The sequence below is a fragment of the Niallia oryzisoli genome (assembly GCF_043641075.1).
In the GTDB taxonomy this organism is placed as follows: Bacteria; Bacillota; Bacilli; order Bacillales; family Cytobacillaceae; genus Bacillus_BD; species Bacillus_BD oryzisoli_A.
Window position 1 is genome coordinate 1719970 of the sequence record NZ_JBHZRC010000001.1, and the last position, 25155, is coordinate 1745124.

The following is a 25155-nucleotide window of genomic DNA, read 5'->3' on the forward strand; positions in this document are numbered from 1 at the left end:
ACCTTGATTTAGCTCAAGCGCCTCCGCTTTTCTTGATCTAGCTCCGGCGCCTAGCCGCTCGAGGTCTTAAGCCACTCCGATGAGAAGGTTAAAGAACAACCTTCTCCCCGGAGCGTCTTAAGCTTGTCGCGGCTGGGCAAGGCGCCTCCGCTTTTCTTGATCTAGCTCCGGCGCCTAGCCGCTCGAGGTCTTAAGCCACTCCGATGAGAAGGTTAAAGAACAACCTTCTCCCCGGAGCGTCTTAAGCTTGTCGCGGCTGGGCAAGGCGCCTCCGCTTTTCTAATTACTTTGCGTCAAACCAGGTTGGACCGAATGCATAGTCTACTTTCAGCGGTACTTTCAACTCAATTGCATTCTCCATAACCTCAGGGACAATCTTCTTCAATTTCTCAATTTCCTCTGGCGGTGCTTCAAAGATTAATTCGTCATGTACCTGAAGTAATAAACGAGTTTTTAAGCTTTCATCCTGTAAACGTTCTGCCATATCCAGCATGGCCTTTTTAATAATATCAGCCGCACTTCCTTGAATTGGCGTATTCATAGCTGTTCGCTCTGCAAAGCTCCGTAGATTAAAGTTTCTACTCGTAATTTCCGGTAGATATCTTCGCCTTTGCATCAGCGTCGATACATATCCCTTTTGCTTAGCATCCTTCACAATTTCATCCATGTATTCTTTTACACCAGGATAACTTTCCAAATAACGATTGATAAAATTCCCTGCTTCCTTACGGGAAATCTTGAGACTTTGACTTAATCCGTAATCACTAATCCCATAGACAATTCCAAAATTAACTGCTTTTGCATGCCTGCGCATATTCGATGTAACCTCGTCAGCCTTTACATGAAATACTTCCATTGCCGTTTTCGTATGGATATCCATACCCTCTTTAAAGGCAGCAATCAGCTTTTCGTCGCCGGCAATATGGGCAAGAACCCGTAACTCAATTTGTGAGTAATCTGCCGCAAAAATGACCCAGCCCTCTTCAGAAGGCACAAAGGCTTGACGAATTTTCCTGCCTTCCTCTAAGCGAATCGGGATATTCTGGAGATTTGGATCCGTCGAGCTTAAGCGTCCTGTTTGTGTTAATGTCTGGTTATAAATAGTATGAACCTTGTCTGTTTTCGGATTGATGACTTTTAGCAGTCCCTCTATATAGGTGGATTGTAATTTTCCAAGCTGACGGAAAAGAAGAATCTGCCTGATAATTTCATGGTCATCCTCTAATCTTTCTAACACATCTGCAGAAGTGGAATAGCCTGTTTTCGTTTTTTTAATAGCAGGCAGTCCAAGCTTTTCAAATAATATAACGCCAAGCTGCTTTGGTGAATTTATATTAAATGCTTCTCCGGCTAAAGTATAAATCAGCTCCTCAAGGTCATTTAATCTTGACTTCAACTCTTCTCCCATACCGCTCAAGCGGTCACGGTCCACCTTTACACCCTGCGATTCCATATCTGCAAGGATAAAAGCGAGCGGCATTTCAAGATCATGGTATAGTTCAAGCTGCTGGTTTTCTTTTAACTCATCCTCAAGTTTATCTTCGAGATCATAAAGCACCAATGCCTTACGAACAAGATGTTCGGCAAGCTCCTTTTCCTCTGGAATTCTTCGTTTTGCTCCTTTTCCATAAAAGACATCATCCGATTGAATGGCAGAAAATCCATACCGGCTTGCTACCGAAGCAATATCTGTGATTGTCTCTGATGGATTAACAAGGTAGGCGGCAATTAATAAATCAAAGCTAACCCCATTCAAATGGATTCCATGATGACGTAACGATACCTCAGACCGTTTCACATCATAAACCGATTTCTTCTTTTCTTCATCTTCTGCCCATGCTTTAAAAACAGATGATTCCAGTGCAATATTCGTTGGAATAAAAAAGTGTCCTTTTTCATTTACTAACGAAATACCAATAATATCGGCATAATGATAATTATCCTCAAGAACTTCAACATAAAGGGTATTATGGTTCGCAAACAAATCTTCACTTACTTCCGTAACCACTTCAAATTCAATATCCTCCAATACTAAAGTTTCCGTATCAGATAGCTCCTCACCAAACTTGTCCAATAACGACTGGAAACCAAGCTCCTTAAACAAGCTGCTCAGTTTTTCCTTTTCAAATCCCTCATATTCAATTTCATCTAATTTAACTTCAACCGGTGCTTCCCGCATAATGGTGGCAAGCTCTTTACTTAATAAAGCCTGCTCCTTATAGGTTTCCAGTTTTTCTTTTAATTTACTGCCAGTTACTTTATCAATAGATGCTAATAAAGCCTCTAGTGTTTCAAACTCCTTTAAAAGCTTGATCGCTGTTTTTTCCCCTACACCAGGAACACCAGGGATATTGTCTGAAGTATCTCCCATCAAGCCCTTCATATCGATGATTTGTTCAGGCGTTAGACCATACTTTTCCATGATATGTTCCGGAGTGTATTCTTCAATCTCTGTAATACCCTTTTTTGTAATTCCGACGGTTGTCTGAGTCGAACTTAACTGCGTTAAATCCTTGTCACCAGAAATTACCTTTATCTGATAGCCCTCTTTCTCAGCCTGTAAGACAAGGGTACCGATTATATCGTCTGCCTCATAGTTTTCAAGCTCATATCTTGAAATCCGGTATGCATCTAAGAGCTCGCGGATAAACGAAAACTGCTCCGATAATTCAGGCGGTGTCTTCTGTCTGCCGCCTTTATATTCACTAAAGGATTTATGGCGGAACGTTGTTTTTCCCGCATCGAACGCTACCAATATATGTGTAGGTTTTTCCTCCTCTAAAATTTTCATCAGCATCATCGTAAATCCGTAAATTGCATTTGTATGTATTCCCTTATCATTATGTAATAGTGGTAAAGCAAAAAATGCGCGATACGCAATACTATTTCCATCAATTAACACAAGTTTCTTTGTCATTTAATAACTCCTTTACATTAGGCTTTGTTAAATTATGTTCGTTGATTTCCGTTCAAGAAACTTCGCGCACCTTAGGGCGACCGCCGAGCCTCCTCGACACTTCGTGTCTGTGGGGTCTCGACTGTCTCGCTTCTCCCGCAGGACATTGAATTACTTCCTTGAATCCGCCCACGCACGAGAAAATTCGATAGAATTTTCGAGGAGTCTGCGTGCCTTCCACTCCAATCAACTTTGTGCTTTAACACAGCCTGAAATTAAAAGCACAAGTGTTTATTATTTTTAAAGTAAAAAAAGCCATTATTTTCTTTCCTTAGTTTATCATGATTGAATAAGGAAAGGAAAATAACGGCTATTTGCATGGAACTATTTACTTATTCTGAAGCACCCATTAATAAACGGGCATATGGAGAATCAGAAGGTAATACAAGTACTGTTTCACCATTGATGGTCTTTTTATAAGATTCTAATGTACGGAATAAAGAATAGAAATTAGGATCTTTCGAGTAGGATTGATTATAAATTAAAGCCGCTTCCGCTTCACCCTGCCCTCGAATGGTTTCTGCATCAGCCTTTGCTGTTGCCAGCATTTCCTGTACGGTCTTGTCTGTTTGAGCTGTTATCTTATTTTTTTCAGCATCCCCCATTGACAAATATTCCTGCGCTTTCGATTCACGTTCTGAAATCATCCGTGTATATACAGAAAGTTCATTTTCCTCAGGTAAGTCCGTTCTTTTCATTCGAACATCTGTAACAACAATTCCATATTTATCATTCGCCAAAAATTCGTTAACCTTCTCCGTAATTCGGTCGTTTAAAGAGCCTCGCGATGATTTTTCATCATTAATGATTTCGTCATAATTTAACTGTCCAAGCTCTGCACGAACAACCGAATAAATAAACTCTTCCATTCTGCTTTCTGCATTTTCGATCGTTCTTGCATTCGAAATCATCAGCTTTGGATTAACAACCTTCCAAACAGCATAATTGTCAATAATCATTCTTTTCTTATCTTTCGTATTGATTTCCGCTTCTTTTACATCATAGATCATTTGATACTTCGGTAAAGAGGTAACACTTTGGATAAAAGGTATTTTATAGTTTAATCCTGGCTTATCAATAATCCTTACTACTTCCCCAAATTGACGGACGACCTTATACTCACCTTCTTTGACAACAAAAACATTGGCGAGGATAAATACTAAAAGCGCAATCAGGATAACAAAAAAGATGCCTATTTTTGTGTAGCCTCTCCACTGAAAATTACCGCCCTTTTCTTTCATGTTTATGATTTTTTCATCAGCCATTGCTTTCACTTCCCTTCTTCGTATCTTCTTCAGCTTTCGGTTCGAGAGGACGAATTGGGAAGTACTTTAATGTGTTGCCATCATCGTTCATGATATATACTTCCGTTTCAGGAAGGACCTGCTCCAATGTTTCGAGAATCAGACGTTCTTGTGTAATATCAGGGTTCGTTCGATACCCTTCATATAGCTTATCGAAAACTGCTATGTCCCCACGCGCTTTTTCTATACGCTCTGCTTTATCTCCCTCAGCATTTAATATAATCGCTTCTTTTTCACCTTCAGCTTCATTCAATCTCTTATTCTCATATTTTTTTGCTTCGTTGATTTTCGTATTCATCGTTTCCCGTGCATCTGTTACATTCGTAAATGCTTTGCGAACTTCATCGTTTGGAAGCTCTACATCCTGCAGCTTCACTGCTAATATAGAAATTCCAATATCATATTTTTTTATTAAGTTAGATAATAAGTCCCTTACATCTGCTTCAATTTCAGCTTTTCCTGAGGTTAACGCGTCATCAATCTTCGAACTTCCAATGATACTTCGTAGGGATGCTGATGTAGTATCATAGAGAATCTCTTTTGGATCAACTGAGTTATACAAAAATTTAGTTGGCTCAGTAATCTTCCATTGAACAACTAAATCTGCCAAAACGATGTTTTCATCACCAGTAATCATTTTTGTCTCTGCTGGAAATTCCTTCACTTTACCCGAATCTTCTTGGTAACCGAATTGCAGGCTAAACGTTTCTTTTGATAGTTTCTCTACCTTTTGTATCGGCCACGGTAATTTAAAATGTAATCCGGGCTCACTCATACCTTCCTTGGCATCACCAAATGTTAGAATAACAGCTTGTTCTGATTCATCTACGGTATACCATGTTGTAAACGCTGCTAACGCTAGAATGACAATAAGCAAGACAGCTCCCACAGCCATATATATCCTTTTTAGACTTACCATGTTCTCACCCTTTCTCAGAAAGTATCTATAACTGTATCTACGATTATATTGAAGAAAGGTTTCAGACATGCTATCCTTTTACAAAATAAAAGAGACGAAAGCTGCTGCTTCCGTCTCTTTTATTTTGGCTCCTTTGGATGAAGGGGTATTTCATAAATAATAATAGCTAACGAATGTTAAGCCCCTATAAATGATATGTTAACGATATGTAAAGATTTATCATTTATTCCTTATTTATGCGGAAAATCTTTATACAGCTCAATACTGAATGTAGTATGCTTACCGATTTCACTCTCTACTGTAATTTTCCCTTTATGAGCCTCTAGTAAATGCTTAACAATCGCTAACCCTAATCCTGTCCCCCCTGAATCTCGGTCCCTTGCCTTATTAACACGATAGAACCGTTCAAAAATACGAGGAATTTCTTTCTCCTCTATTCCCATCCCGGTGTCCTTAATATGCACGGTTACAGTTTTGTTTTGTTCTTCCATACTAATCGTTACATTTCCTTCTTGAGGAGTATACAAAACTGCATTAGAAATGATATTAATAAACACTTGTTTTAATCGATAAATATCCCCTTCAAGAAATAATTCATTTGGGTGTGAATCAAACAAAATCGTAATATTCTTTTCCTTAGCCTTACCTTCCATGATTCTCATCACATCATGCAGCAAGTCGACTAAATTGAAGGTCTGTAGTGACAAACTAAAGCCCTCATGCTCAATTTTAGATAATTCTAGAAGATCATTTATTAAAGATTGCAGTCTGTCACTTTCTTTTAAAATGATAGTTAAAAATGCTTCCAACGTCTCTTTATTTTCCATGGCTCCATCTAAAAGTGTTTCCGAAAAGCCTTTTATAGAAGTAACCGGTGTTTTTAACTCGTGTGATACATTGGCTACAAAATCTTTACGCATTTGTTCTAATTTCTTTATTTCTGTTATGTCATGAAAAACAAGCAGAATTCCTTTCCAAACATCATTCGTTCCGATAATTGGTACGCCATATACTTCAAAATGACGCCTTTCAATTTTGAGTGGAATGACCACCTGCTTTTTCACTTTTTGTTCCGTCATAAAAATATCTTCGATCATTTTTTTTATTTCTCGATGCTCGATCACTTCATAATAGAGCTGATATAAATATTCAGAAGGTTTAACAGCAAAAATATCCTTATACGCACGATTAATTAAACTGATATAACCCCGGCTGTCAATAAGGAGCAGGCCACTTCCAATACTTTCGATAAGTGTACTTAGCCGATCCTTTTGCATTTCATGCGACTTTCTCATATCCTGGAGATTGCGGGCTAAAATATTCAATGAAGAATTGAGCATCCCAATTTCTCCAACTTGATCTTCGTAGGTTCTAGCTTGATAATTTCCCTTTGCCAATTCAAATGCAACATTTGTCGCTCTCTCAATCGGCTTTGTGTAGCGGTTCATAATCATGCGTCCAAGGATAAAAATAACAATGAAAGCAAAACTAAAGGAGATAAATAATAACCACCAAATTTGAGAATAGGCCTTTTTTAGCTCTGTCATTTTTGTGCTAAGAAGTACATACCCTTTTTTATCACCATCAATGCTGATTGGTTTCCAATAATACTTGATATGAAAATCATTTACTATTGTTTGTTGATTTAATTCGTTAACATAATCCGTATCCTTTTCAATAATTGCATGGATTACATTCTTGTAATTGACATTACCGGTTTGATCCAGTTCACCACTGTCATACATAATGTTTCCTTTTTGATCTATGACAGCTATTCTTGCATTTAACTCGTTACTAATAGTCCTAACTCTTGCTCGACTAAATTCATCAATGCTACCATGATCTTCGATAAAAGAAGCCACAAGAGCATTTTCCTTCTTTAACCGTTCATCAAATGTTTTTATATAATTATATTTAAATAACTGTCCTAGGATAAGACCTAGACAAATTAATACAATAATAAGAAGTGTAATAAGAGTTAATAGAAGCTTCGTACGAAACTTTGTCATTCCTCTTTTGGCTCCTCAAGCTTGTAGCCCAAGCCCCTGATAGTCTTAATGTAAACAGGTTTTTTCGTATTCTTTTCAATTTTTTCCCGTAAATGACTGATATGCACATCCACAATCCGTGTATCACCTGCAAAATCATAGTTCCAAACAGCACTTAGAAGCTGATCACGCGTTAATACCCGCCCTTTATTTTTCGCTAAATATAATAATAATTCAAACTCTTTTGGAGTTAATTCTAGTAAATTCCCCTCAAAATACGCTTCGTATTGTTCAGGATAAATCGTTAAATGATTGATAACAATTTGATCTAAATCGTTTTTAGCATTCTGCTCAGATACCTCTGCTTGTATTTGTGTTCTCCGTAAAATTGCTTTTACGCGCGCAACGACCTCTCTGGGACTGAATGGCTTTGTCATATAGTCATCTGCACCTAGTTCAAGACCCAGGACCTTATCAAATTCATCGTCCTTTGCAGTCAGCATTAGGATCGGTGTGAAGTTTTTCTGCTGACGAAGCTGCTTGCAGACCTCCAAACCATCCATTTTTGGGAGCATTAAATCAAGAACAATTAAATCAGGATTCTCCTGTAAGGCAATATTTTTCGCTTCTTCCCCGTCCATTGCAGTTATTACTTCGAATCCTGCCTGCTGCAGATTATATTCAATTAGTGTAAGAATTGATTTTTCATCATCGACGACAAGCACTTTTTTTTCCATATTATCCTCCGTTTATAGAATACTATTAGAAAACCCCTTATCATCCAAATAAAAGCTAACGTATCCTATTTACTACTATACACATAAAAAAAAGACATGTACAATACCTAATCTTCCACCTGCAAACAACCACTCCCGGAGAATGGGCTGTCATATTAGGAGGAATATAATTTTTCGCACAAAAAAATTCGGGGAATCTCTTCCCCGAATTTCCATTTCTTCATTAAGCTAAAACAGCCATTACATTTTTTACAGATTCAGCAGAACGATCAAGTTGAGCTTTTTCTTCTTCAGTTAGTTGAAGCTGAATGACCTGCTCAATTCCATCTCCTCCAATAACCGTTGGTACGCCTAAATAAATTCCATTATAGCCGTACTCTCCTTCTAAATAAGCAATTGCTGGAAGTACACGGCGTTGGTCTTTAAGAATTGCTTCTGTCATTTCAACTAGGGATGCAGCAGGTGCATAGTAGGCACTTCCGTTCCCAAGCAGGTTCACAATTTCACCGCCACCCTTACGAGTTCGCTCAACAATAGCATCTAGACGGTCTTTAGGGATTAAAGTTTCCAGCGGGATGCCGCCAGCATAAGAATAACGCACGAGCGGAACCATATCATCACCATGTCCACCTAATACAAAACCAGTGACATCTTTAATAGACAGATTTAATTCTTCTGCAACAAACGTACGGAAACGTGCTGAATCAAGAACACCTGATTGTCCGATTACACGGTTCTTTGGAAATCCTGATTCTTTAAAAACTGTATAAGTCATAGCATCAACTGGGTTTGTTAAAACAATAATATAACAATTTGGAGAATATTTAACAATTTCTTTCGTAACAGCCTTCATAACTTTTTGGTTTGTCTGCACTAAGTCATCACGGCTCATACCAGGCTTACGCGCGATTCCTGCTGTAATAATTACAATATCGGAATTTTCTGTATCTTTATAGTCTGATGTGCCTATAATGTTAGCATCAAAGCCTTGTACAGGACTTGCTTCTAACATATCTAACGCTTTTCCCTTAGTAGGATTTTCCATCTGTGGGATATCTACTAATACTACATCACCTAATTCTTTTTGTGCAAGGAATAATGCTGTAGTTGCTCCTGTAAAGCCACTACCAATTACAGATACTTTTCTACGTGTTATTGCCATTTGTTAAACCTCTCCCCTCAATATGTAGCTTGCTTACTTCTATAATACTCTAAATTTTTAGAATATTAAAGCAGCAATCGTGCATCTTTATATAAACATATTCACATACTGATTACCAGTTTTTAGCTTAAACGCCTTACCCATCAAGAGTAAGGCGTTTATACTTTTATTCTAACCAGATTCGGTTCTAATGACAGACTTGCTATTATGCTTCCATGTTCTTAATTAGTTCGTCACCAAATTCAGAACATTTTACTTCTGTTGCACCTTCCATTAGACGGGCAAAGTCGTATGTTACAACTTTAGATGCAATCGTTTTTTCAATTGATTTAGTAATCATGTTTGCTGCTTCATTCCAGCCGATGTGTTCAAGTAATAAACAACCAGAAAGAAGAACTGATGAAGGGTTAACTTTATCTAGGCCAGCATATTTTGGAGCTGTACCGTGTGTAGCTTCAAAAATAGCATGTCCTGTAACATAGTTAATGTTTGCTCCAGGAGCAATACCAATTCCACCTACTTGTGCAGCAAGTGCATCAGAAATATAGTCTCCATTTAAGTTTAATGTTGCAACAACATCAAATTCACTTGGACGTGTTAAGATTTGTTGTAGGAAAATATCTGCAATTGCATCTTTAACGATAATTTTGCCAGCTGCTTCTGCATCAGCTTGTGCTTTGTTTGCAGCCTCTACACCTTGCTCTTCTTTGATCTTGTCGTACTGATTCCATGTAAATACCTTATCAGCATATTCTGTTTCAGCTACTTCATAGCCCCAGTTTTTGAATGCACCTTCAGTAAACTTCATGATATTACCTTTATGTACAAGTGTTACTGATTTTCTGCCTTCTTTAATTGCATAATCAATAGCAGCACGTACGTGACGAGTTGTACCCTCTTTAGAAACAGGCTTAATACCAATTCCTGAAGTTTCAGGGAAACGGATTTTGTTTACTCCAAATTCGTTTTGTAGAATGCTGATTAATTTCTTAGCATCATCAGTGCCTTGAGCATACTCAATTCCTACATAGATATCTTCAGTGTTTTCACGGAAAATAACCATGTCAATATCTTGAGGACGTTTTACTGGAGAAGGAACGCCTTCAAACCAACGTACTGGGCGCAAGCAAACATATAGATCTAACTGTTGACGCAGTGCCACGTTTAGAGAACGAATTCCTCCACCTACAGGTGTTGTTAATGGTCCTTTAATCGCAAGCAGGTACTCACTGATTACATCTAATGTTTCTTGTGGAAGCCACTCGCCAGTTTGATTAAAAGCTTTCTCCCCTGCAAGAACTTCTTTCCATTCAATTTTACGTTCGCCATTATAAGCTTTTTCTACAGCAGCATCTAGAACTTTTGATGCAGCAGCCCAAATATCAGGACCGATTCCATCACCTTCGATGTATGGTACAATTGGATTATTTGGTACATTTAGTACTCCATTTGTTACTGTGATTTTCTCGCCTTGCATGTAAATCTCCCTCCAAATTTTAGGCACGGGTTAAAATGGGCCGGAAGAGACTGACGTGAACTTTTAGTAAATACATCACTTCAGTCTCCAGCCATCCCCTACCAAATACTATTAACATTACTATTAAACCAATTTTTTATATAAATGTAAAAACTTATTGAAAGAATTTGGTGAAAAATATCGAAAAATCTATAAATTACTGGGATTCTTATAATTCTTGACGCTTTTCTACTGGTACATAGACCTGCATTCCTGGTCCCGTATATTCTGCACGAGGACGGATTAAGCGGTTATTATCATATTGTTCTAGTATATGTGCAAGCCAGCCGGATACGCGGCTTACTGCAAATATTGGTGTGAATAAATCGTGGTCAATGCCTAAACTATGGTACATAGATGCAGAATAGAAATCCACGTTCGGTGGTAATTTCTTTTCGCCAGTTACAATATTTTCAATTTTTATTGACATGTCATACCATTGTGGCTGACCAGTCAGCTTAGTTAATTTCTCTGACATTAATTTCAAATGCTTTGCACGAGGATCACCTTGGCGATATACACGATGTCCAAAGCCCATAATTTTTTCTTTTTTCACTAACTTCTCTCTAATATACGAATCTACATTTTCAGGTGTCCCAATCTCTGTAAGCATTTTCATAACTGCTTCATTTGCACCGCCATGCAAAGGACCTTTTAATGCACCAATAGCAGCTGTAACGCCAGAGTATACATCTGATAATGTCGCTACACATACACGAGCAGTGAATGTAGACGCATTCAATTCATGGTCAGCATGTAATATTAGAGCTTTATTCATAGCTTCTTCTGCAATAACATCTGGCTCTTTTCCATCCAACATGTAAAGGAAGTTAGCTGCAAAGCTTAAATCTTTTCTTGGTGCTACAGGACTTAGACCTTTTCGAATACGGGCAAAGGACGCAACAATCGTTGGTAATTTCGCCTGTAGTCGGACAGCTTTTCTATAGTTTGCTTCACTGTCCATTGTATCTGCTTCTTCATCAAATAGGGCTAATTGTGATACTGCAGTACGAAGAGCAGCCATTGGATGTACTTTCTCAATTGGATACATGTTAAAGTAATCAAGAATAGCTTGAGGTAAATCAGCATTATCAGCCAATTGCTGTTTTAATTCCTTTAATTGTGACGCAGTAGGGAGCTGTCTATGCCAAAGAAGATAAACAACTTCTTCAAAACTAGCATTCTCTGTTAAGTCATCAATGTTGTATCCTGCATACGTAAGCGTATCATCAATGATTGAACTAACTGAGGAGGATGTTGCAACTACCCCTTCAAGACCACGTGTTACTGTCATATAAAATCCTCTCCTTTTAAATAAATTCCCCATAAAACAAAAATTCCCCATACCCAGATCTCTGTAAAACATTCTATTCAAAAAAACAAGAATTATCAGAAAGAATTTTCTGAATTTTATTCAGGAGACGTACAATCGTCTCCTTAGTAAGAAATCGGCTGCTGAGAGCAGTCGATAATAACCTACGTGATTAGTAGTTAAAAATTTCTAATTGAGCGTGTGTTCATTTTTGCAAAAAGAAAATGCTTACAATATAGATGACAAAGAAAAGACACAACTTATACAACTATTATTATAAACAATTATCAGACTTTTGTGAACGAAAAGAATTTTAAATTCAAAAAAAATATTTTTTCTGGAAAACATATTAAAATATTTCGAGTATTTTCATGGCTAAATACGCAATCCCTGCGCCGATTAGAGGACCTACTGCAACCCCCTTAAACAGGGAGACTGCAAGAATTGTACCTAAAACAAGCGCTGTAGTGATATGTGGATCCTTCGCCAATAAGGTGACTCCGCCTTTTGCCAATAAGGCAACAGCAATTCCTGAAATCAATGCAATCCAAGCATATGGAGATTTAAAAGCTGCTGTTAAATCCTTAAATCCAATATCACCGCTTGCAATAGGAGCAAGCACAGCAATCGTTATTACCGTTACACCCCAATTAATTCCCTTTGACTGCAAATAAGAAAATGTTTTTCCATCAAAACCAATTAGTTTCATTATCATTAGTACAAAAACTGCAATGATAAGTGATGTATTTTTGGCAATTAAAGCAATAACTAATAATAGCAATAAAAAGAAGGTAGCTTGTGAAATCAATCGAGGTTCTCCCTTCAACGATTCTATATTATATTATCATAATTTTTCTTTTCAAAAAAGTCTAATGCATTAGACTGCGTTCAAATTTTAAGAACATTTAACGAAGTTATATGAATCTTTATACAGATTCTTTTCGTATTAAGATTAATCTTACTATCCCCATTTTGGGGGCAGATTTTCTATCGGAGCAATAAATTTTTTCCGTTTTGCTGCGAGCCTGATTTCATGAAAGAGGTGAATCATTTGAACCGAATGTATGTCAATCGAACCTTTCGTTTTTTGCTAGTTGTCGGGGTCATTATTGGATCGCTGCTGCTCGTCTATTACCTGTCTAAAATTACCTATCCCTTCATTTTTGGACTGGCTATTGCATTTCTAATGAATCCATTTGTTAACTTTCTGCAGAAAAAAGGAAGAATGCCCCGGGCACTGGCCGTTTTAATTGCTCTCATTCTCGTTTTTGCCTTTTTTGCCGGAATCATTACTCTTCTGATTGCGGAACTGGTAACTGGAGCAGATTACTTAGCTAAGGTAGTACCAGATCAATTAGATACCTTAATCAGCTACATTGAACATTTAATCGCTTCTCAGATCATACCTATTTATGATCAACTGACAAGTCTTTTTAACAGCTTAGGATCTGGACAGCAGGACACCATCATGAAAAATATTCAAAATGCAGGCAGTACGATAGGGACAAACCTTGGAAATTTCATTCAGCATTTTTTCGGTTTCATTCCAACAATTATTTCATGGTTTCCTAATGCGGCAACCGTATTAATTTTTTCACTAATGGCTACTTTTTTTATCAGCAAGGACTTCGATCGTTTAAAAGCACGTGCCGGACGTATACTGCCAACACGAGCTAAATCAAGCAGTCAAAAGGTGGTAGTGGATTTACAAAAAGCCCTTTTTGGTTTTATTAAAGCACAGCTAACCCTCATCTCCATTACAACCGTTATTATTTTAATCGGTTTGTTAATTTTACGAGTTGACTATGCTATTACAATTGCACTTGTGACCGGACTAGTCGATATCCTTCCCTATTTAGGCACCGGATTGATCTTTGTTCCATGGATCATTTATGAAGTCATTACGGGAGATATCAATCTAGCTATTGGTCTTGGAGTTCTCTACATTGTCGTCCTTGTCCAACGTCAAATTATGGAACCAAAGGTACTCTCATCGAGTATTGGCATGGATCCGCTGGCTACACTGATTGCCTTGTTTGTAGGATTTAAGCTGATTGGATTTTTAGGTTTGATAGTTGGTCCCGTTACATTGGTTATCCTCACAACCTTACACAAAGCAAATGTTTTCAGGGATTTATGGACCTTTATTAAAGGAAAAGAAATAAGCGAATAAAGAAAAGAGGGTAATATACCCTCTTTTCTTTTGGTTATCTAATTATCGTAATTGTCCTTCTGTTCATCCACTTCTTAAGCATCTTGAGAATGATAGGCTTGAGCGCTGCTCTTGAAGGAGGAAGCAATAATAGTAGACCAAAAATATCACTTAAAAAACCGGGTGACAGCAGCATGACACCACCTAGAAGGATACAGATTCCATCGAGTATTTCATCCCCAGGCATTCGTCCATATTGAAGCTGCTCCTGTACTTTTCTAAGCGTATCCATTCCTTGCTTTTTAGCCAAATACGAACCTAGTACCCCTGTTGCTATTAAAAGCGCAACGGTCGGCCATACCCCGATTGTATTTCCAGATAAGAGAAGTACCGCTATTTCTGCAGCCGGAATCAAAATAAATAACAGGATCAATACTCTCATCAGATACCTTCACACTCCGCTATAAATTTGAAAAATAAAAAGGGAGGGAACAATCCCCTCCCTGTCTTCTAATTATAGCACACTTGCATGTCCATTATAGATGACACCGCGCTGAGCATCGACCGTTATTTCTTGACCTTCTTTTAATATACCTGTTGCATTTTCAACCCCTACCAATACAGGAATACCCACGTTCAAGCCAACAACAGCTGCATGACTTGTAAGACCGCCTTCTTCTGTAATAAGGGCACTGCATTTTTCAATCGCAGGTACCATTTCCTTATCAGTACCAATTGTAACTAGAATCGAACCTTCTTTTACTTTATTTAGCGCTTCCTCTGCACTTTTGGCAATCACTACTTTTCCATAGGCTGATTTGCGGCCAATTCCTTGTGCTTTTGCCAAAATATCACCAACAACATGTATTTTCATCAGATTTGTTGTTCCAGATTCGCTTACAGGAACACCAGCTGTAATAACAACTAAATCACCATGTGATACAAATCCGCTTTTTAAGCTTTCATCCACTGCATTTTCCAGCATTTCATCTGTTGAATTTGATTTTTGACCCAGCTGTGCATATACACCCCATACAAGAGAAAGTCTTCTTAAGACATGATCATTTGCCGTTACTGCAACAATCGGCGCTTCCGGACGGTATTTAGAAATCATTCGCGCTGTATGTCCACTTTCAGTCGAAGTAATAATGGCATTTACATTTAAATTTAATGCTGTATGGGCAACAGATTGTCCAATCGCATCTGTAATCGTATGTTCATTATCTTTACTACGGTTAGATAATAGTTTTTTATGATCTAATGCAGCCTCTGCACGTGAAGCAATTTTATGCATTGTTTCTACTGCTTCAAGCGGGTATAAGCCAGCTGCCGTTTCACCTGAAAGCATAATAGCATCCGTACCGTCAAAAATTGCATTTGCCACGTCACTTGCCTCTGCACGTGTTGGACGCGGATTTCTTTGCATTGAATCTAACATTTGTGTAGCTGTAATAACCGGTTTACCTAAGGCATTACATTTTTTAATTAGATTCTTTTGTACAAGCGGAACTTCCTCTGCCGGAATCTCTACCCCCAAATCGCCGCGGGCAACCATTAAACCATCGGAGATTTCTAAGATTTCATCAATATTATCCACACCTTCCTGATTTTCAATTTTAGGAATGATATGGATATGTGTTGCATTGTTTTCTTCGAGAAGTTTCTTTATCTCGAGAACGTCAGAGGATCTACGTACAAAAGATGCTGCTATGAAATCCACATTTTGTTCGATACCAAATAGGATATCATTTGCATCTTTTTGTGTAATACCCGGTAATTTAACCGATACACCAGGAACATTACAACCTTTTTTATTTTTTAATGTTCCGCTGTTTAAAACTTTTACATGGATATGGCCATTCGGTTTATCAATTTTCTCTACTTCAAGGCCAATTAAACCGTCATCAAGTAAAATCTTAGAGCCAACCTCTACATCATCAATTAACCCTTCGTATGTAACAGAGAACATCTCTGGAGTTCCTTCAACCTCTGTCATTGAAACAATCGCTGTAGTCCCAGCATTTAATTCAATTGCTCCATTGACCATATTATGTGTTCGAATTTCCGGTCCTTTTGTATCAAGAAGAATAGCAATATTTTTGCCAGTGTTCTTTGCAGCCTCTCGAATGTTTTTAATTCTTTCACCATGCTCTTCATAATTTCCATGGGAGAAGTTTAAACGGGCAACGTTCATGCCGGCATTTATTAGCTTTGTCAGTATTTCAATACTTTCACTTGCAGGTCCAATCGTACAAACAATTTTTGTTTTCTTCATTTGCAATAAACCTCCTGATATGTATATAAAGCTTTTAAATAGATAGTTCCTTTGACAACTTCAATAGGTTAAAATCCAGTGAATGAGCTTCTTCCAGAATTTCAGTAATATCATGGTCGATTACGCGATTATTTCGAATTCCTACAGCTCTGCCACCTTTACCCTCCAGTATTAATTCTACTGCACGTGCACCAAGACGGCTCGCTAACACACGGTCAAATGCTGATGGAGATCCACCGCGCTGCATATGACCCAGCACAGAGACACGAGTATCAAAATCAGTCATCTCTTTTATTTTTTTACCAAACTCGACTCCACTAATCACACCTTCAGCCACAACGATGATACTATGTTTCTTTCCACGTTCCTTGCTTTTTTTAAGCCGTTCGCAAACTTCGTTCATATCATAATGATCCTCAGGTATTAGAATGGTTTCCGCTCCACCTGCTAGACCCGCCCAAAGAGCAATATCACCTGCATTGCGGCCCATTACCTCAATAACGAAAGTCCGTTCATGTGATGTAGCTGTATCCCTAATTTTGTCTATTGCATCAATGACAGTGTTTAAGGCAGTATCAAAACCAATCGTATACTGTGTGCCAGCAATATCATTATCAATTGTTCCAGGTACACCTACACATGGAAAACCGTGGGAAGTCAAAGCCTGTGCCCCTCTATAAGAGCCGTCGCCGCCAATAACTACTAAGCCCTCAATTCCAAATTTCTTTAATTGCTCAACACCCTTTAGCTGTCCCTCTCTTGTCTTAAATTCATCACATCTTGCTGATAAAAGAACAGTACCTCCACGGTGAATAATATCACCAACTGAACCCAATTCTAACTTTTGTATATTACCATTGATTAACCCTGCATAACCACCAATGACTCCATATACCTCTACTTCATGGTAAATTGCTTTACGAACCACCGCTCTAACAGCAGCGTTCATACCTGGAGCATCTCCACCGCTTGTCAATACACCAATTCTTTTCATGTGTTTTACCTCCTACCAATACTTTATCAAGAAGTTATCAAAATAGATAGAACATTTAATTAAAAAAATTTCGACGAATACCATTTATTTAATAAAAAAAAATCGGACAGTACTAAAATAGCATGAAGAATCCTATATCTCAACAGAATCTATGCATTCACCAAAATAGGCGGAATTGTCATTAAAGTGAAAGCGGTTAAACAACATCTTCTGTTTGATATCCTAAGGAGAGGATGTGTTATCGCATAATGCTGAGTTAGAACCAAATAATAAAAAAACGTACTTATACAGTACGTTTTTAATTTACCCCGATATAGTCTTTTAAAAACGAAATTTCACCAATTCGTTTAAACTTATTATAACGATGCTCAACTAATTGCTGCTTATCCATTTTCTTAAGCTCCTTAAGGGAATCCAGGAGCACCTTTTCAATATAGGACGCCTGCTCCTTCACATCCTTATGAGCACCGCCTTTTACCTCTGGAATAACACAATCAATGATGTCTAGTTCCTTCAAATCAGGCGCTGTTATCTTCATTGATTCAGCAGCCTGTTTAGCAAGAGCTGAATCCTTCCATAAAATCGAAGCAGCACCTTCCGGAGAGATAACCGAATATGTTGAGTTTTCAAGCATGTGTAAATGGTTTCCAACTCCTAAGGCAAGTGCACCGCCACTTCCGCCTTCACCAATGACAATACAAATAATGGGTACAGTAAATCCAGCCATCTCCAATAGATTTCGGGCAATTGCTTCACTTTGTCCGCGTTCCTCTGCAGACTTTCCTGGATATGCACCCTTTGTATCAATAAAGCAAATGATTGGGCGATTAAACTTTTCAGCCTGTTTCATTAATCGAAGTGCCTTACGATAGCCTTCGGGATGCGGCATTCCAAAATTGCGGCGAATGTTTTCCTTCGTATCCTTTCCCCGCTGATGCCCAATAACCGTAATCGGAAGACCATGGAATTTGGCAATCCCGCTGACAATTGCCTCATCATCACCAAATGTTCGGTCACCATGGCATTCAAAAAAATCTGTGAACAATAATGGAATATAATCAAGCGTAGTCGGTCTGCTAGCATAGCGTGCTATTTGAACCCGGTCCCACGGTTTGATATTCTCGTAAATATCCTTCTCAAGTTTTAAAAGACGTGATTCCAGCTTTTCAATTTCCGCTGTTAAATCCACATCAGTGTTTTCAGTGAATTCCTTTAAATCGGTAATTTTATTCCTTAACTCAAGGATAGGCTTTTCAAACTCCAATTCTGCTACCATTCAGGCACCTCCTTTGGGCTATGAATATCAAGGATGTTTGTTAACTTGTCCTTTAATTGCAAACGATGGATGACAGCATCCAGCTGACCATGTTTAAGCTGAAATTCTGCTGTTTGAAAATCCTCAGGCAGCTCTTCCCGAATGGTTTGTTCAATGACCCGTTTACCAGCAAAGCCAATCAAAGCACCTGGTTCAGCAAGATTATAGTCACCAAGAGAAGCAAAACTAGCCGAAACTCCTCCTGTTGTTGGATGGGTCATCACTGAGATAAATAATCCACCGTGATCACTAAACCTCTTTAAGGCAACACTTGTTTTGGCCATTTGCATTAAACTAAGAACACCCTCCTGCATTCTGGCACCGCCAGACGCAGTGAAAATAATAAAAGGCAGTGATAGCTCATCCGCTTTTTCAACAGCAAGTGTAATTTTTTCACCGACTACAGAACCCATACTTCCCATTCTAAAAGTAGAATCCATAACAGCGACAACTACTTTGAAATCGTTGACTGTTCCGATTCCCGTAACCACCGCTTCATTGACATTCGTTTTTTTACGATCGGACTCAAGCTTTTCCATATAACCTGGAAAATCTAGCGGATTTAATGAAGTCATCTCTCCATTTAGCTCTTCAAAAGAATCCTCGTCTAAAAAGGCAGTAATTCTTTCATGTGCATTCATTGGATGATGGTATTCGCAATGCAAACATACCTTTAAATTTTTTATTAACTCTTTTGTATACATGATTTTTTTACAGTTAGGACATTTTGTCATAATCCCTTCTGGAACATCTTGCTTTGTATGCTCAGAAGGAATTGTTGCATATTTCTTCTTTGTTTTCGTAAAAATCTCTTTAAGCAAGGTGAGACCTCCCTTATTTAATACAACTACAACATTAACTATACTATTGCGGCAAACCGCTTATCTGTGCTATTTATCTCGATGGAATCTCGTCCTTACTACACTACTATATATGAAGTTCTCAACAAACCTTGTTATAATCTGTCGTCATTCATTCGACAAACCCCTTAAGATTTGATAGGCTTCCGTTGTTTTAGCTTCATTTTTTTCAGACAAGGCCGATACCAGCCTATCATAATGCTCTTTTACTGGCTTTTGCGTGTTTAATTGCAAATAGTTATAGTAATCCGCCAATATCACCCAAATTCTAACGAGTAAATGATTATCAGCTAATTGAATGATTTTCAAAAAGAATTCATCATCATTAATTGGATCCTCAGTCCATTTATTGTCAGAAAGAAATGAGTCCAAATCAGCTCGCTTCAAAATAAGCGATAAACAGTTCTTTTCAATCAGATACTTTGTTTCCTTTACATCACGTTTTGAATTTTCATCCTGCAAAATAAAGGTACTCAAGAGAGGAATCAATTGATGACCTTTAAAGTCACGAATAAATGTCCCCTCTCCTCTTCTTGTTTCGATTAACCCTAGGAGTTCTAACGCTCTTAACGCTTCACGAACAGAAGAGCGTCCAACATTTAGACGCTCAGTCAGTTCACGTTCAGATGGCAGTTTGTCACCGGGCTTAAGTTGATCTTCTGTAATCATGCTTCTAAGTTGTTTTACAATTTCTAAATAGACCTTAGGAACTGCTTCAGATGATTTCACGTTTTGACATCACTCACTTTTTCCTATTAAGGCAAGCTTACGGGTTTTTTCTTTTATATCCTCTGGATCCACTTGCAATCTGGCTACACCTGTTTCCATTGCTGCTTTCGCGACTGCTGCAGCAACAGCTGGAGCAACCCGTGGATCAAACGGTGCCGGTATCACATAATCCGCATGCAGATCATCTTCATCTATGAGTTCAGCTATAGCATGAACAGCTGCTACTTTCATCTTTTCATTGATATGTGTAGCTCGAACGTCGAGTGCACCTCGGAAAATGCCAGGAAAGGCAAGAACATTGTTCACCTGGTTAGGGAAATCAGATCTCCCCGTTCCAACTACTGCAGCTCCTGCAGCTTTGGCTGCATCAGGCTGAATTTCTGGATTCGGATTAGCCATAGCAAAAATGATAGGATCACGATTCATCGTTTTCACCATTTCCCCAGAAAGAGCATCCTGTGCTGATACACCAATAAACACATCAGCACCCGCAATAACATCCTGCAGACTTCCAGACTGATTATCTCTGTTGGTAAACTTAGCTACTTCTGTTTTTACTGCATTCATTCCTACCGGTCGCCCTTCATAAATAGCTCCCTTTGTGTCACACATGATGATGTCTCGAACACCAAAGCTATGCAGAAGCTTTATAATGGCAATTCCTGCCGCACCTGCACCATTTGCGATTACCTTTATCTCTGTTATCTTTTTATTGACAAGCTTCAAGGCATTTAACAATCCTGCCGCTGTAACAATGGCTGTTCCATGCTGATCATCATGAAAAACTGGAATATTTGTTTCTTTTTTAAGTCTCTCTTCAATCACAAAACAATTAGGAGCTGCAATATCTTCTAAATTAACTCCACCAAAATTTGGCTCTAATAGTTTAACTGTTTCGATTATCTTTTCAACATCTGTCGTATTTAAGCAAATTGGGAAAGCATCGACACCAGCGAAGCTTTTAAATAAAACAGCCTTCCCCTCCATAACAGGAAGCGCTGCTGAAGGTCCAATATTCCCGAGTCCCAGTACTGCTGTCCCATCGGTGACAACGGCAACCATATTCCCTTTCATCGTATACTCATAAACCGTTTCTGGCTTATCATAGATTTCTTTACATGGTTCCGCTACCCCAGGAGAGTATGCTAAACTTAGATCCTTTGCATTTAAAACCTCTACCTTCGATTTTGATTCCAGCTTACCTTTGTTTACTCGATGCATATGCAAAGCTTCTTCTCTTAACGTCACCTTTCCCACTCCTCAGTCCAATTCAGATCTCAATGAAACAAGCCACTTTTTTATTTCTGGTCATAATCGTACATCCACTATTAATAAGTAAGTTACTTTTCACTGGTCAGACCAGTTTCTTTTTTACAATATAACATATCCTTATGACTTGTAAAGGAGTATCAAACTTGTTACTTCAAAAATACGTTTTCATTGCCAACCATTTTTTTTAATTCTTCTAGACAAGCTGAGGTTGCATTAATAAACAATGGCTCTTCCAATCGAATGGTTTTTTGTGTGCTTTCATAATAGATAATCACACTGATAGTTCCCGGATATCTTTTCAATACTCCCTTTAACATTTGCAGCTGCTCAACTGTTTCAAGTTCTTTTGTGATTTTTATAAACACCGTTGAGTGATGATTTTTAATAGGCTCAATTGCTGCAGCAATCTCTTGTCCTGCCTTAATCATGAACTGTGTTTTCCCTTGCCGTTCTTCTTCTTTACCTTCTATAACAAGAATATTTCCTTGCTGCAAAATAGGAGAAATTCGCTTAAACACATTAGGAAAGACAACAGCCTCCATCTCTCCACTAGAGTCACTTATCGTTAAAAAGGCCATTTGTTCGCCTTTTTTAGTCCGAATTTTTTTAATTTCTCCAATATAGACAATAGCTTTCCGATACGAGTTTGGAGGAAATGGATCAAATAACGCATGCACCTTTAGTGCTGAAACATACTTCTCGTATACTGATACAGGATGATTGGATAAATAGAAGCCAAGCACCTCTTTTTCCATTCGCAGCTTATCCTCTTCACGCATTGGTTCGACATCCATGTACTTAGGTCTTATTGTTAATTCAATATGGGAAAATAAATCACCCTGCTGCCCCTCATTTGGCTTTACTAGCTGCGCATGGTCCAATGCAACATCTAAGCTGGCTAGTAGCACCGCACGATCCTCACCAAACTCATCCAGGCTCCCTGAATACACAAGCGCTTCTAACGTTTTACGATTGACAACTTTTGATGAAGCCCTAATACATAGGTCAAACAGGTCTACAAATCCCTTTTCTTTTCGGGCCCGCATGATTTCAGTCAATGCTGCAATCCCAACTCCTTTTACAGCACCAAGACTATAACGAATTCCATTTTTTTCAGCGTTGAAAGAATAGCCGCTTCTATTTACAGAAGGTGGGAGAAGAGGAATATTCATTATCTTCATTTCTCTTAAATATTGGGAAATTTTCACCTCATTGCCTGTGACTGACGTCAATATGGAAGCCATAAAATGAATCGGATAATGGGCCTTCAGGAATGCCAGCTGATAGGCAATAAAGCTGTATGCAACAGCATGACTTCTATTAAAACCATAGTTAGCAAACCTGACGATTAAATCATAAATTTCATTTGCTGTTTTTCGTTGATAGCCCTTTCGCTCGGCTCCCTCAATAAAATGTGCTCTTTCCCGATCAAGCACAGCCTTTTGCTTTTTACTTACCGCTCTTCGTAAAAGATCTGCTTCACCAAGTGAGAATCCTGCCAGCTTAGCAGCAATCTGCATGATTTGTTCCTGGTAGACAATGACACCGTACGTATTCTCGAGAATGGCCTCTAAATCTGGGTGAGGATATACTACCTTTTCAAGCCCGTGTTTTCGATCAATGAAATGTGGAATATTTTCCATTGGACCAGGACGATAAAGCGCATTTACCGCCACAATATCCTCGAATCGATTAGGTTTCAGTCTTGTTAATACATTTCGCATTCCTTCTGATTCCAATTGAAATACACCAGTTGTAAAGCCTTTGCTAATTAATTGATAGGTTTTCGGATCATCCATCGGGATGTTTTTAATATTTAATTTTATACCTGTCTTACGATAGATAGACTTCAAAATAGACTCAATTAAGGAAAGATTTCTTAACCCAAGGAAGTCAATTTTCAAAAGCCCAAGCTCCTCTAGATGCTCCATTGAATACTGCGTTAAATAAATTTCCTCATGCCCCTGCTGAATAGGAATAACATCTACAAGCGGCTGTTCACTGATGACAACTCCCGCTGCATGCGTGGATGTATGTCTTGGCAGTCCCTCAATTTTTAGAGCTGTTTCGAAAAGGCTCTTTTGCTGATCCGATTCATTTACAAAGTCTTTTAATAACTGGGATTCGTTGTATGCTTCCTTAAGCGTAATGCCTATTTTTCCCGGTATCATTCTTGACAGTCTGTCTAATTCCTTTGTATTTAGCCCAAATACCCTTCCGACATCCCGAAGTGCAGCTTTTGCTGCTAATGTACCAAATGTAATAATTTGTGCCACATGGAGCTGACCATATTTCTTTGCCACATATTGAATGACTTCATCACGCCTGTGATCTGGAAAATCAATATCGATATCCGGCATCGAGATTCTTTCCGGATTTAGAAAGCGTTCAAATAAGAGCTGGTGCTCTATCGGATCTACATCCGTAATATATAGAGTGTACGCTACCAGTGAACCTGCAGCGGATCCCCGGCCTGGACCGGTTAAGATCCCCGCTTCTCTGGCGAATCTCATAAAATCCCAAACAATAAGAAAGTAATCACTGAACTGCATCTTCTTAATAATGGTTAATTCATATTGAAGGCGTTTGATTACTTTATCATCTGGGGTGCCATAGCGTTCACGGAGACCCTTCCAGCATATTTCCTCCAGTAAGGCTTCTGCTGGCTGAGAGGCTTCAGTCGGGAATTTAGGCAGCTTTGTTTTATGCATCTCAATCATCACATTACATGCTTCCGCTATCTTCAGCGTATTTTCTAATGCATCTGGGATATCTGTGAAAAGCTCAGTCATTTCTTCAGGTGACTTTAAATCAAAATGCTGGCTCCCTAGACGCTCCCGATTTTCATCCTGTAATTTATCCCCGTTCTTAATCGCAAGCAAACACTCGTGAGCAAAGGCATCTTCTTTATACAAGTAATATACTTGATTGGTTGCGGCAAGCATTACTTGATGCTTGTTTGCAAGCTCAACGAGTTTTTGATTAACATTTGCTTCACCAGGGATTTGATGATTTTGAAGACTAATATAGAACGATTTGCCAAATAAACCTTTATATAAACTCAGGATTCTTTCTGCTTTGGCGCTATCCTCTTGCAATAATGCCTTCTCGACCTCCCCATCTGCTCCAGGTGTTAAGGCAAATAAACCTTCAGAATAGTGCTTCAACCATTTTACAGGAATCCCTGACGTCGATTTAGTTTGAATACTGCTCGTTATTTTTAACAGATTTTGAAAGCCAATTTGATTCTTAGCCAGTAGAACAAGCGGAAAAGCAGCTCCTTCCTGCTCTTCACTAAGAACATCGGCACATAGTCCAATTATTGGCTTAATTGAATGTTTCATACATTGTTTATAAAAACTAACAGCACCGTACATGACGTTACGATCCGTTAACGCCAGTGCACTATATCCTTTTTTCTTTGCATCCAGCACCAGCTGTTCAACTGATGCTGTGCTCGTTAACAAACTAAAGGCACTATACACATGAAGGTGAATAAAAGACACGTACATTCACTTCCTTTTAAAGTCTCATGTAGAAAAGACTATTTTTCTATATTTTTTGTCTCTGATAAACTTGGATGTTGACTTCCGTTCCAGGCACTTCGCGCACCTTAGGGCGACCGCCGAGCCTCCTCGACACCTCGTGTCTGCGGGGTCTCGAC

The 25155-nt window shown here is 38.6% G+C and carries 18 protein-coding genes; 1 reads left to right on the forward strand and 17 read right to left on the reverse strand.

The features are described 5' to 3' along the window. Positions 1–283: 283 nt before the first annotated feature. The 9 genes from polA to ACHUFV_RS08790 all read right to left on the reverse strand — a co-directional run bounded on the left by polA (position 284) and on the right by ACHUFV_RS08790 (position 12702). Entirely contained in the window at positions 284–2917 is a 2634-nt protein-coding gene (polA, locus tag ACHUFV_RS08750; RefSeq protein ID WP_394233188.1) for a DNA polymerase I, read from the reverse strand. Between the two features lie 371 nt (positions 2918–3288). Further along, complete coding sequence (gene hflC, locus ACHUFV_RS08755) at positions 3289–4221, reverse strand: protease modulator HflC (protein WP_394233189.1); 933 nt, start codon at positions 4219–4221, stop codon at positions 3289–3291. Continuing rightward, a complete protein-coding gene (gene hflK / locus ACHUFV_RS08760) occupies positions 4214–5179 on the reverse strand; it encodes an FtsH protease activity modulator HflK (protein ID WP_394233190.1) in 966 nt (321 codons plus the stop codon). Before hflK ends, hflC begins: the two co-directional genes overlap by 8 nt. A 230-nt stretch (positions 5180–5409) precedes the next feature. Next, on the reverse strand, positions 5410–7188 hold the full coding sequence (gene pnpS, locus ACHUFV_RS08765; RefSeq protein WP_394233191.1) for a two-component system histidine kinase PnpS: 1779 nt from the start codon (positions 7186–7188) through the stop codon (positions 5410–5412). After that, positions 7185–7904, reverse strand: coding sequence for a response regulator (locus ACHUFV_RS08770; protein ID WP_394233192.1), 720 nt, complete (start codon positions 7902–7904; stop codon positions 7185–7187). The genes pnpS and ACHUFV_RS08770 overlap by 4 nt, the downstream gene beginning before the upstream one ends. Before the next feature lie 223 nt (positions 7905–8127). Then, positions 8128–9066 (reverse strand): malate dehydrogenase, encoded by a 939-nt coding sequence (mdh, locus tag ACHUFV_RS08775; protein ID WP_394233193.1) that lies wholly within the window; start codon positions 9064–9066, stop codon positions 8128–8130. Between the two features lie 205 nt (positions 9067–9271). After that, positions 9272–10543, reverse strand: coding sequence for an NADP-dependent isocitrate dehydrogenase (gene icd / locus ACHUFV_RS08780; RefSeq protein ID WP_394233194.1), 1272 nt, complete (start codon positions 10541–10543; stop codon positions 9272–9274). A 208-nt stretch (positions 10544–10751) separates the two neighbouring features. Then, positions 10752–11876 (reverse strand): citrate synthase, encoded by a 1125-nt coding sequence (gene citZ, locus ACHUFV_RS08785; protein ID WP_394233195.1) that lies wholly within the window; start codon positions 11874–11876, stop codon positions 10752–10754. A 367-nt stretch (positions 11877–12243) separates the two neighbouring features. After that, positions 12244–12702: a DUF441 domain-containing protein gene (locus tag ACHUFV_RS08790; protein ID WP_394233196.1), complete on the reverse strand. Its 459-nt coding sequence runs from the start codon at positions 12700–12702 to the stop codon at positions 12244–12246. 252 nt (positions 12703–12954) lie between these two features. Between ACHUFV_RS08790 and ytvI the strand changes: the two genes are divergently transcribed. Further along, positions 12955–14067: a sporulation integral membrane protein YtvI gene (gene ytvI / locus ACHUFV_RS08795; protein ID WP_394233446.1), complete on the forward strand. Its 1113-nt coding sequence runs from the start codon at positions 12955–12957 to the stop codon at positions 14065–14067. A gap of 34 nt (positions 14068–14101) precedes the next feature. Here ytvI and ACHUFV_RS08800 read toward each other — a convergent pair whose 3' ends face one another. The 8 genes from ACHUFV_RS08800 to dnaE all read right to left on the reverse strand — a co-directional run bounded on the left by ACHUFV_RS08800 (position 14102) and on the right by dnaE (position 24997). After that, positions 14102–14488 carry an FxsA family protein gene (locus ACHUFV_RS08800; RefSeq protein WP_394233197.1) on the reverse strand — a complete coding sequence of 129 codons (387 nt, stop codon included), beginning with the start codon at positions 14486–14488 and terminating at the stop codon, positions 14102–14104. A gap of 72 nt (positions 14489–14560) precedes the next feature. Continuing rightward, positions 14561–16321, reverse strand: coding sequence for a pyruvate kinase (gene pyk / locus ACHUFV_RS08805; RefSeq protein ID WP_394233198.1), 1761 nt, complete (start codon positions 16319–16321; stop codon positions 14561–14563). 34 nt (positions 16322–16355) lie between these two features. Next, positions 16356–17315, reverse strand: coding sequence for a 6-phosphofructokinase (gene pfkA, locus ACHUFV_RS08810; RefSeq protein ID WP_394233199.1), 960 nt, complete (start codon positions 17313–17315; stop codon positions 16356–16358). A gap of 298 nt (positions 17316–17613) precedes the next feature. Next, on the reverse strand, positions 17614–18591 hold the full coding sequence (accA, locus tag ACHUFV_RS08815) for an acetyl-CoA carboxylase carboxyl transferase subunit alpha (protein WP_394233200.1): 978 nt from the start codon (positions 18589–18591) through the stop codon (positions 17614–17616). Next, positions 18585–19451, reverse strand: a complete 867-nt coding sequence (gene accD, locus ACHUFV_RS08820) for an acetyl-CoA carboxylase, carboxyltransferase subunit beta (protein ID WP_394233201.1) — start codon at positions 19449–19451, stop codon at positions 18585–18587. Before accD ends, accA begins: the two co-directional genes overlap by 7 nt. 147 nt (positions 19452–19598) lie before the next feature. Next, a complete protein-coding gene (locus ACHUFV_RS08825; RefSeq protein ID WP_394233202.1) occupies positions 19599–20219 on the reverse strand; it encodes a FadR/GntR family transcriptional regulator in 621 nt (206 codons plus the stop codon). Positions 20220–20228: 9 nt separating this feature from the next. Beyond that, the gene (ystJ, locus tag ACHUFV_RS08830) at positions 20229–21467 is read right to left on the reverse strand and encodes an NADP-dependent malic enzyme (RefSeq protein ID WP_394233203.1); all 1239 of its coding nucleotides are present in this window, start codon (positions 21465–21467) and stop codon (positions 20229–20231) included. 170 nt (positions 21468–21637) lie between these two features. After that, positions 21638–24997: a DNA polymerase III subunit alpha gene (dnaE, locus tag ACHUFV_RS08835; RefSeq protein ID WP_394233204.1), complete on the reverse strand. Its 3360-nt coding sequence runs from the start codon at positions 24995–24997 to the stop codon at positions 21638–21640. Positions 24998–25155 lie beyond the last annotated feature (158 nt).

Coding starts and splice junctions, on each gene's coding strand:
- polA (WP_394233188.1), bottom strand. CDS start 2,917: ATGACAAAGAAACTTGTGTTAATTGATGGAAATAGTATTGCGTATCGC.
- mdh (WP_394233193.1), bottom strand. CDS start 9,066: ATGGCAATAACACGTAGAAAAGTATCTGTAATTGGTAGTGGCTTTACA.
- hflK (WP_394233190.1), bottom strand. CDS start 5,179: ATGGTAAGTCTAAAAAGGATATATATGGCTGTGGGAGCTGTCTTGCTT.
- pnpS (WP_394233191.1), bottom strand. CDS start 7,188: ATGACAAAGTTTCGTACGAAGCTTCTATTAACTCTTATTACACTTCTT.
- icd (WP_394233194.1), bottom strand. CDS start 10,543: ATGCAAGGCGAGAAAATCACAGTAACAAATGGAGTACTAAATGTACCA.
- ytvI (WP_394233446.1), top strand. CDS start 12,955: ATGTATGTCAATCGAACCTTTCGTTTTTTGCTAGTTGTCGGGGTCATT.
- ACHUFV_RS08770 (WP_394233192.1), bottom strand. CDS start 7,904: ATGGAAAAAAAAGTGCTTGTCGTCGATGATGAAAAATCAATTCTTACA.
- accA (WP_394233200.1), bottom strand. CDS start 18,591: ATGGTAGCAGAATTGGAGTTTGAAAAGCCTATCCTTGAGTTAAGGAAT.
- citZ (WP_394233195.1), bottom strand. CDS start 11,876: ATGACAGTAACACGTGGTCTTGAAGGGGTAGTTGCAACATCCTCCTCA.
- pyk (WP_394233198.1), bottom strand. CDS start 16,321: ATGAAGAAAACAAAAATTGTTTGTACGATTGGACCTGCAAGTGAAAGT.
- ACHUFV_RS08800 (WP_394233197.1), bottom strand. CDS start 14,488: ATGAGAGTATTGATCCTGTTATTTATTTTGATTCCGGCTGCAGAAATA.
- pfkA (WP_394233199.1), bottom strand. CDS start 17,315: ATGAAAAGAATTGGTGTATTGACAAGCGGTGGAGATGCTCCAGGTATG.
- hflC (WP_394233189.1), bottom strand. CDS start 4,221: ATGGCTGATGAAAAAATCATAAACATGAAAGAAAAGGGCGGTAATTTT.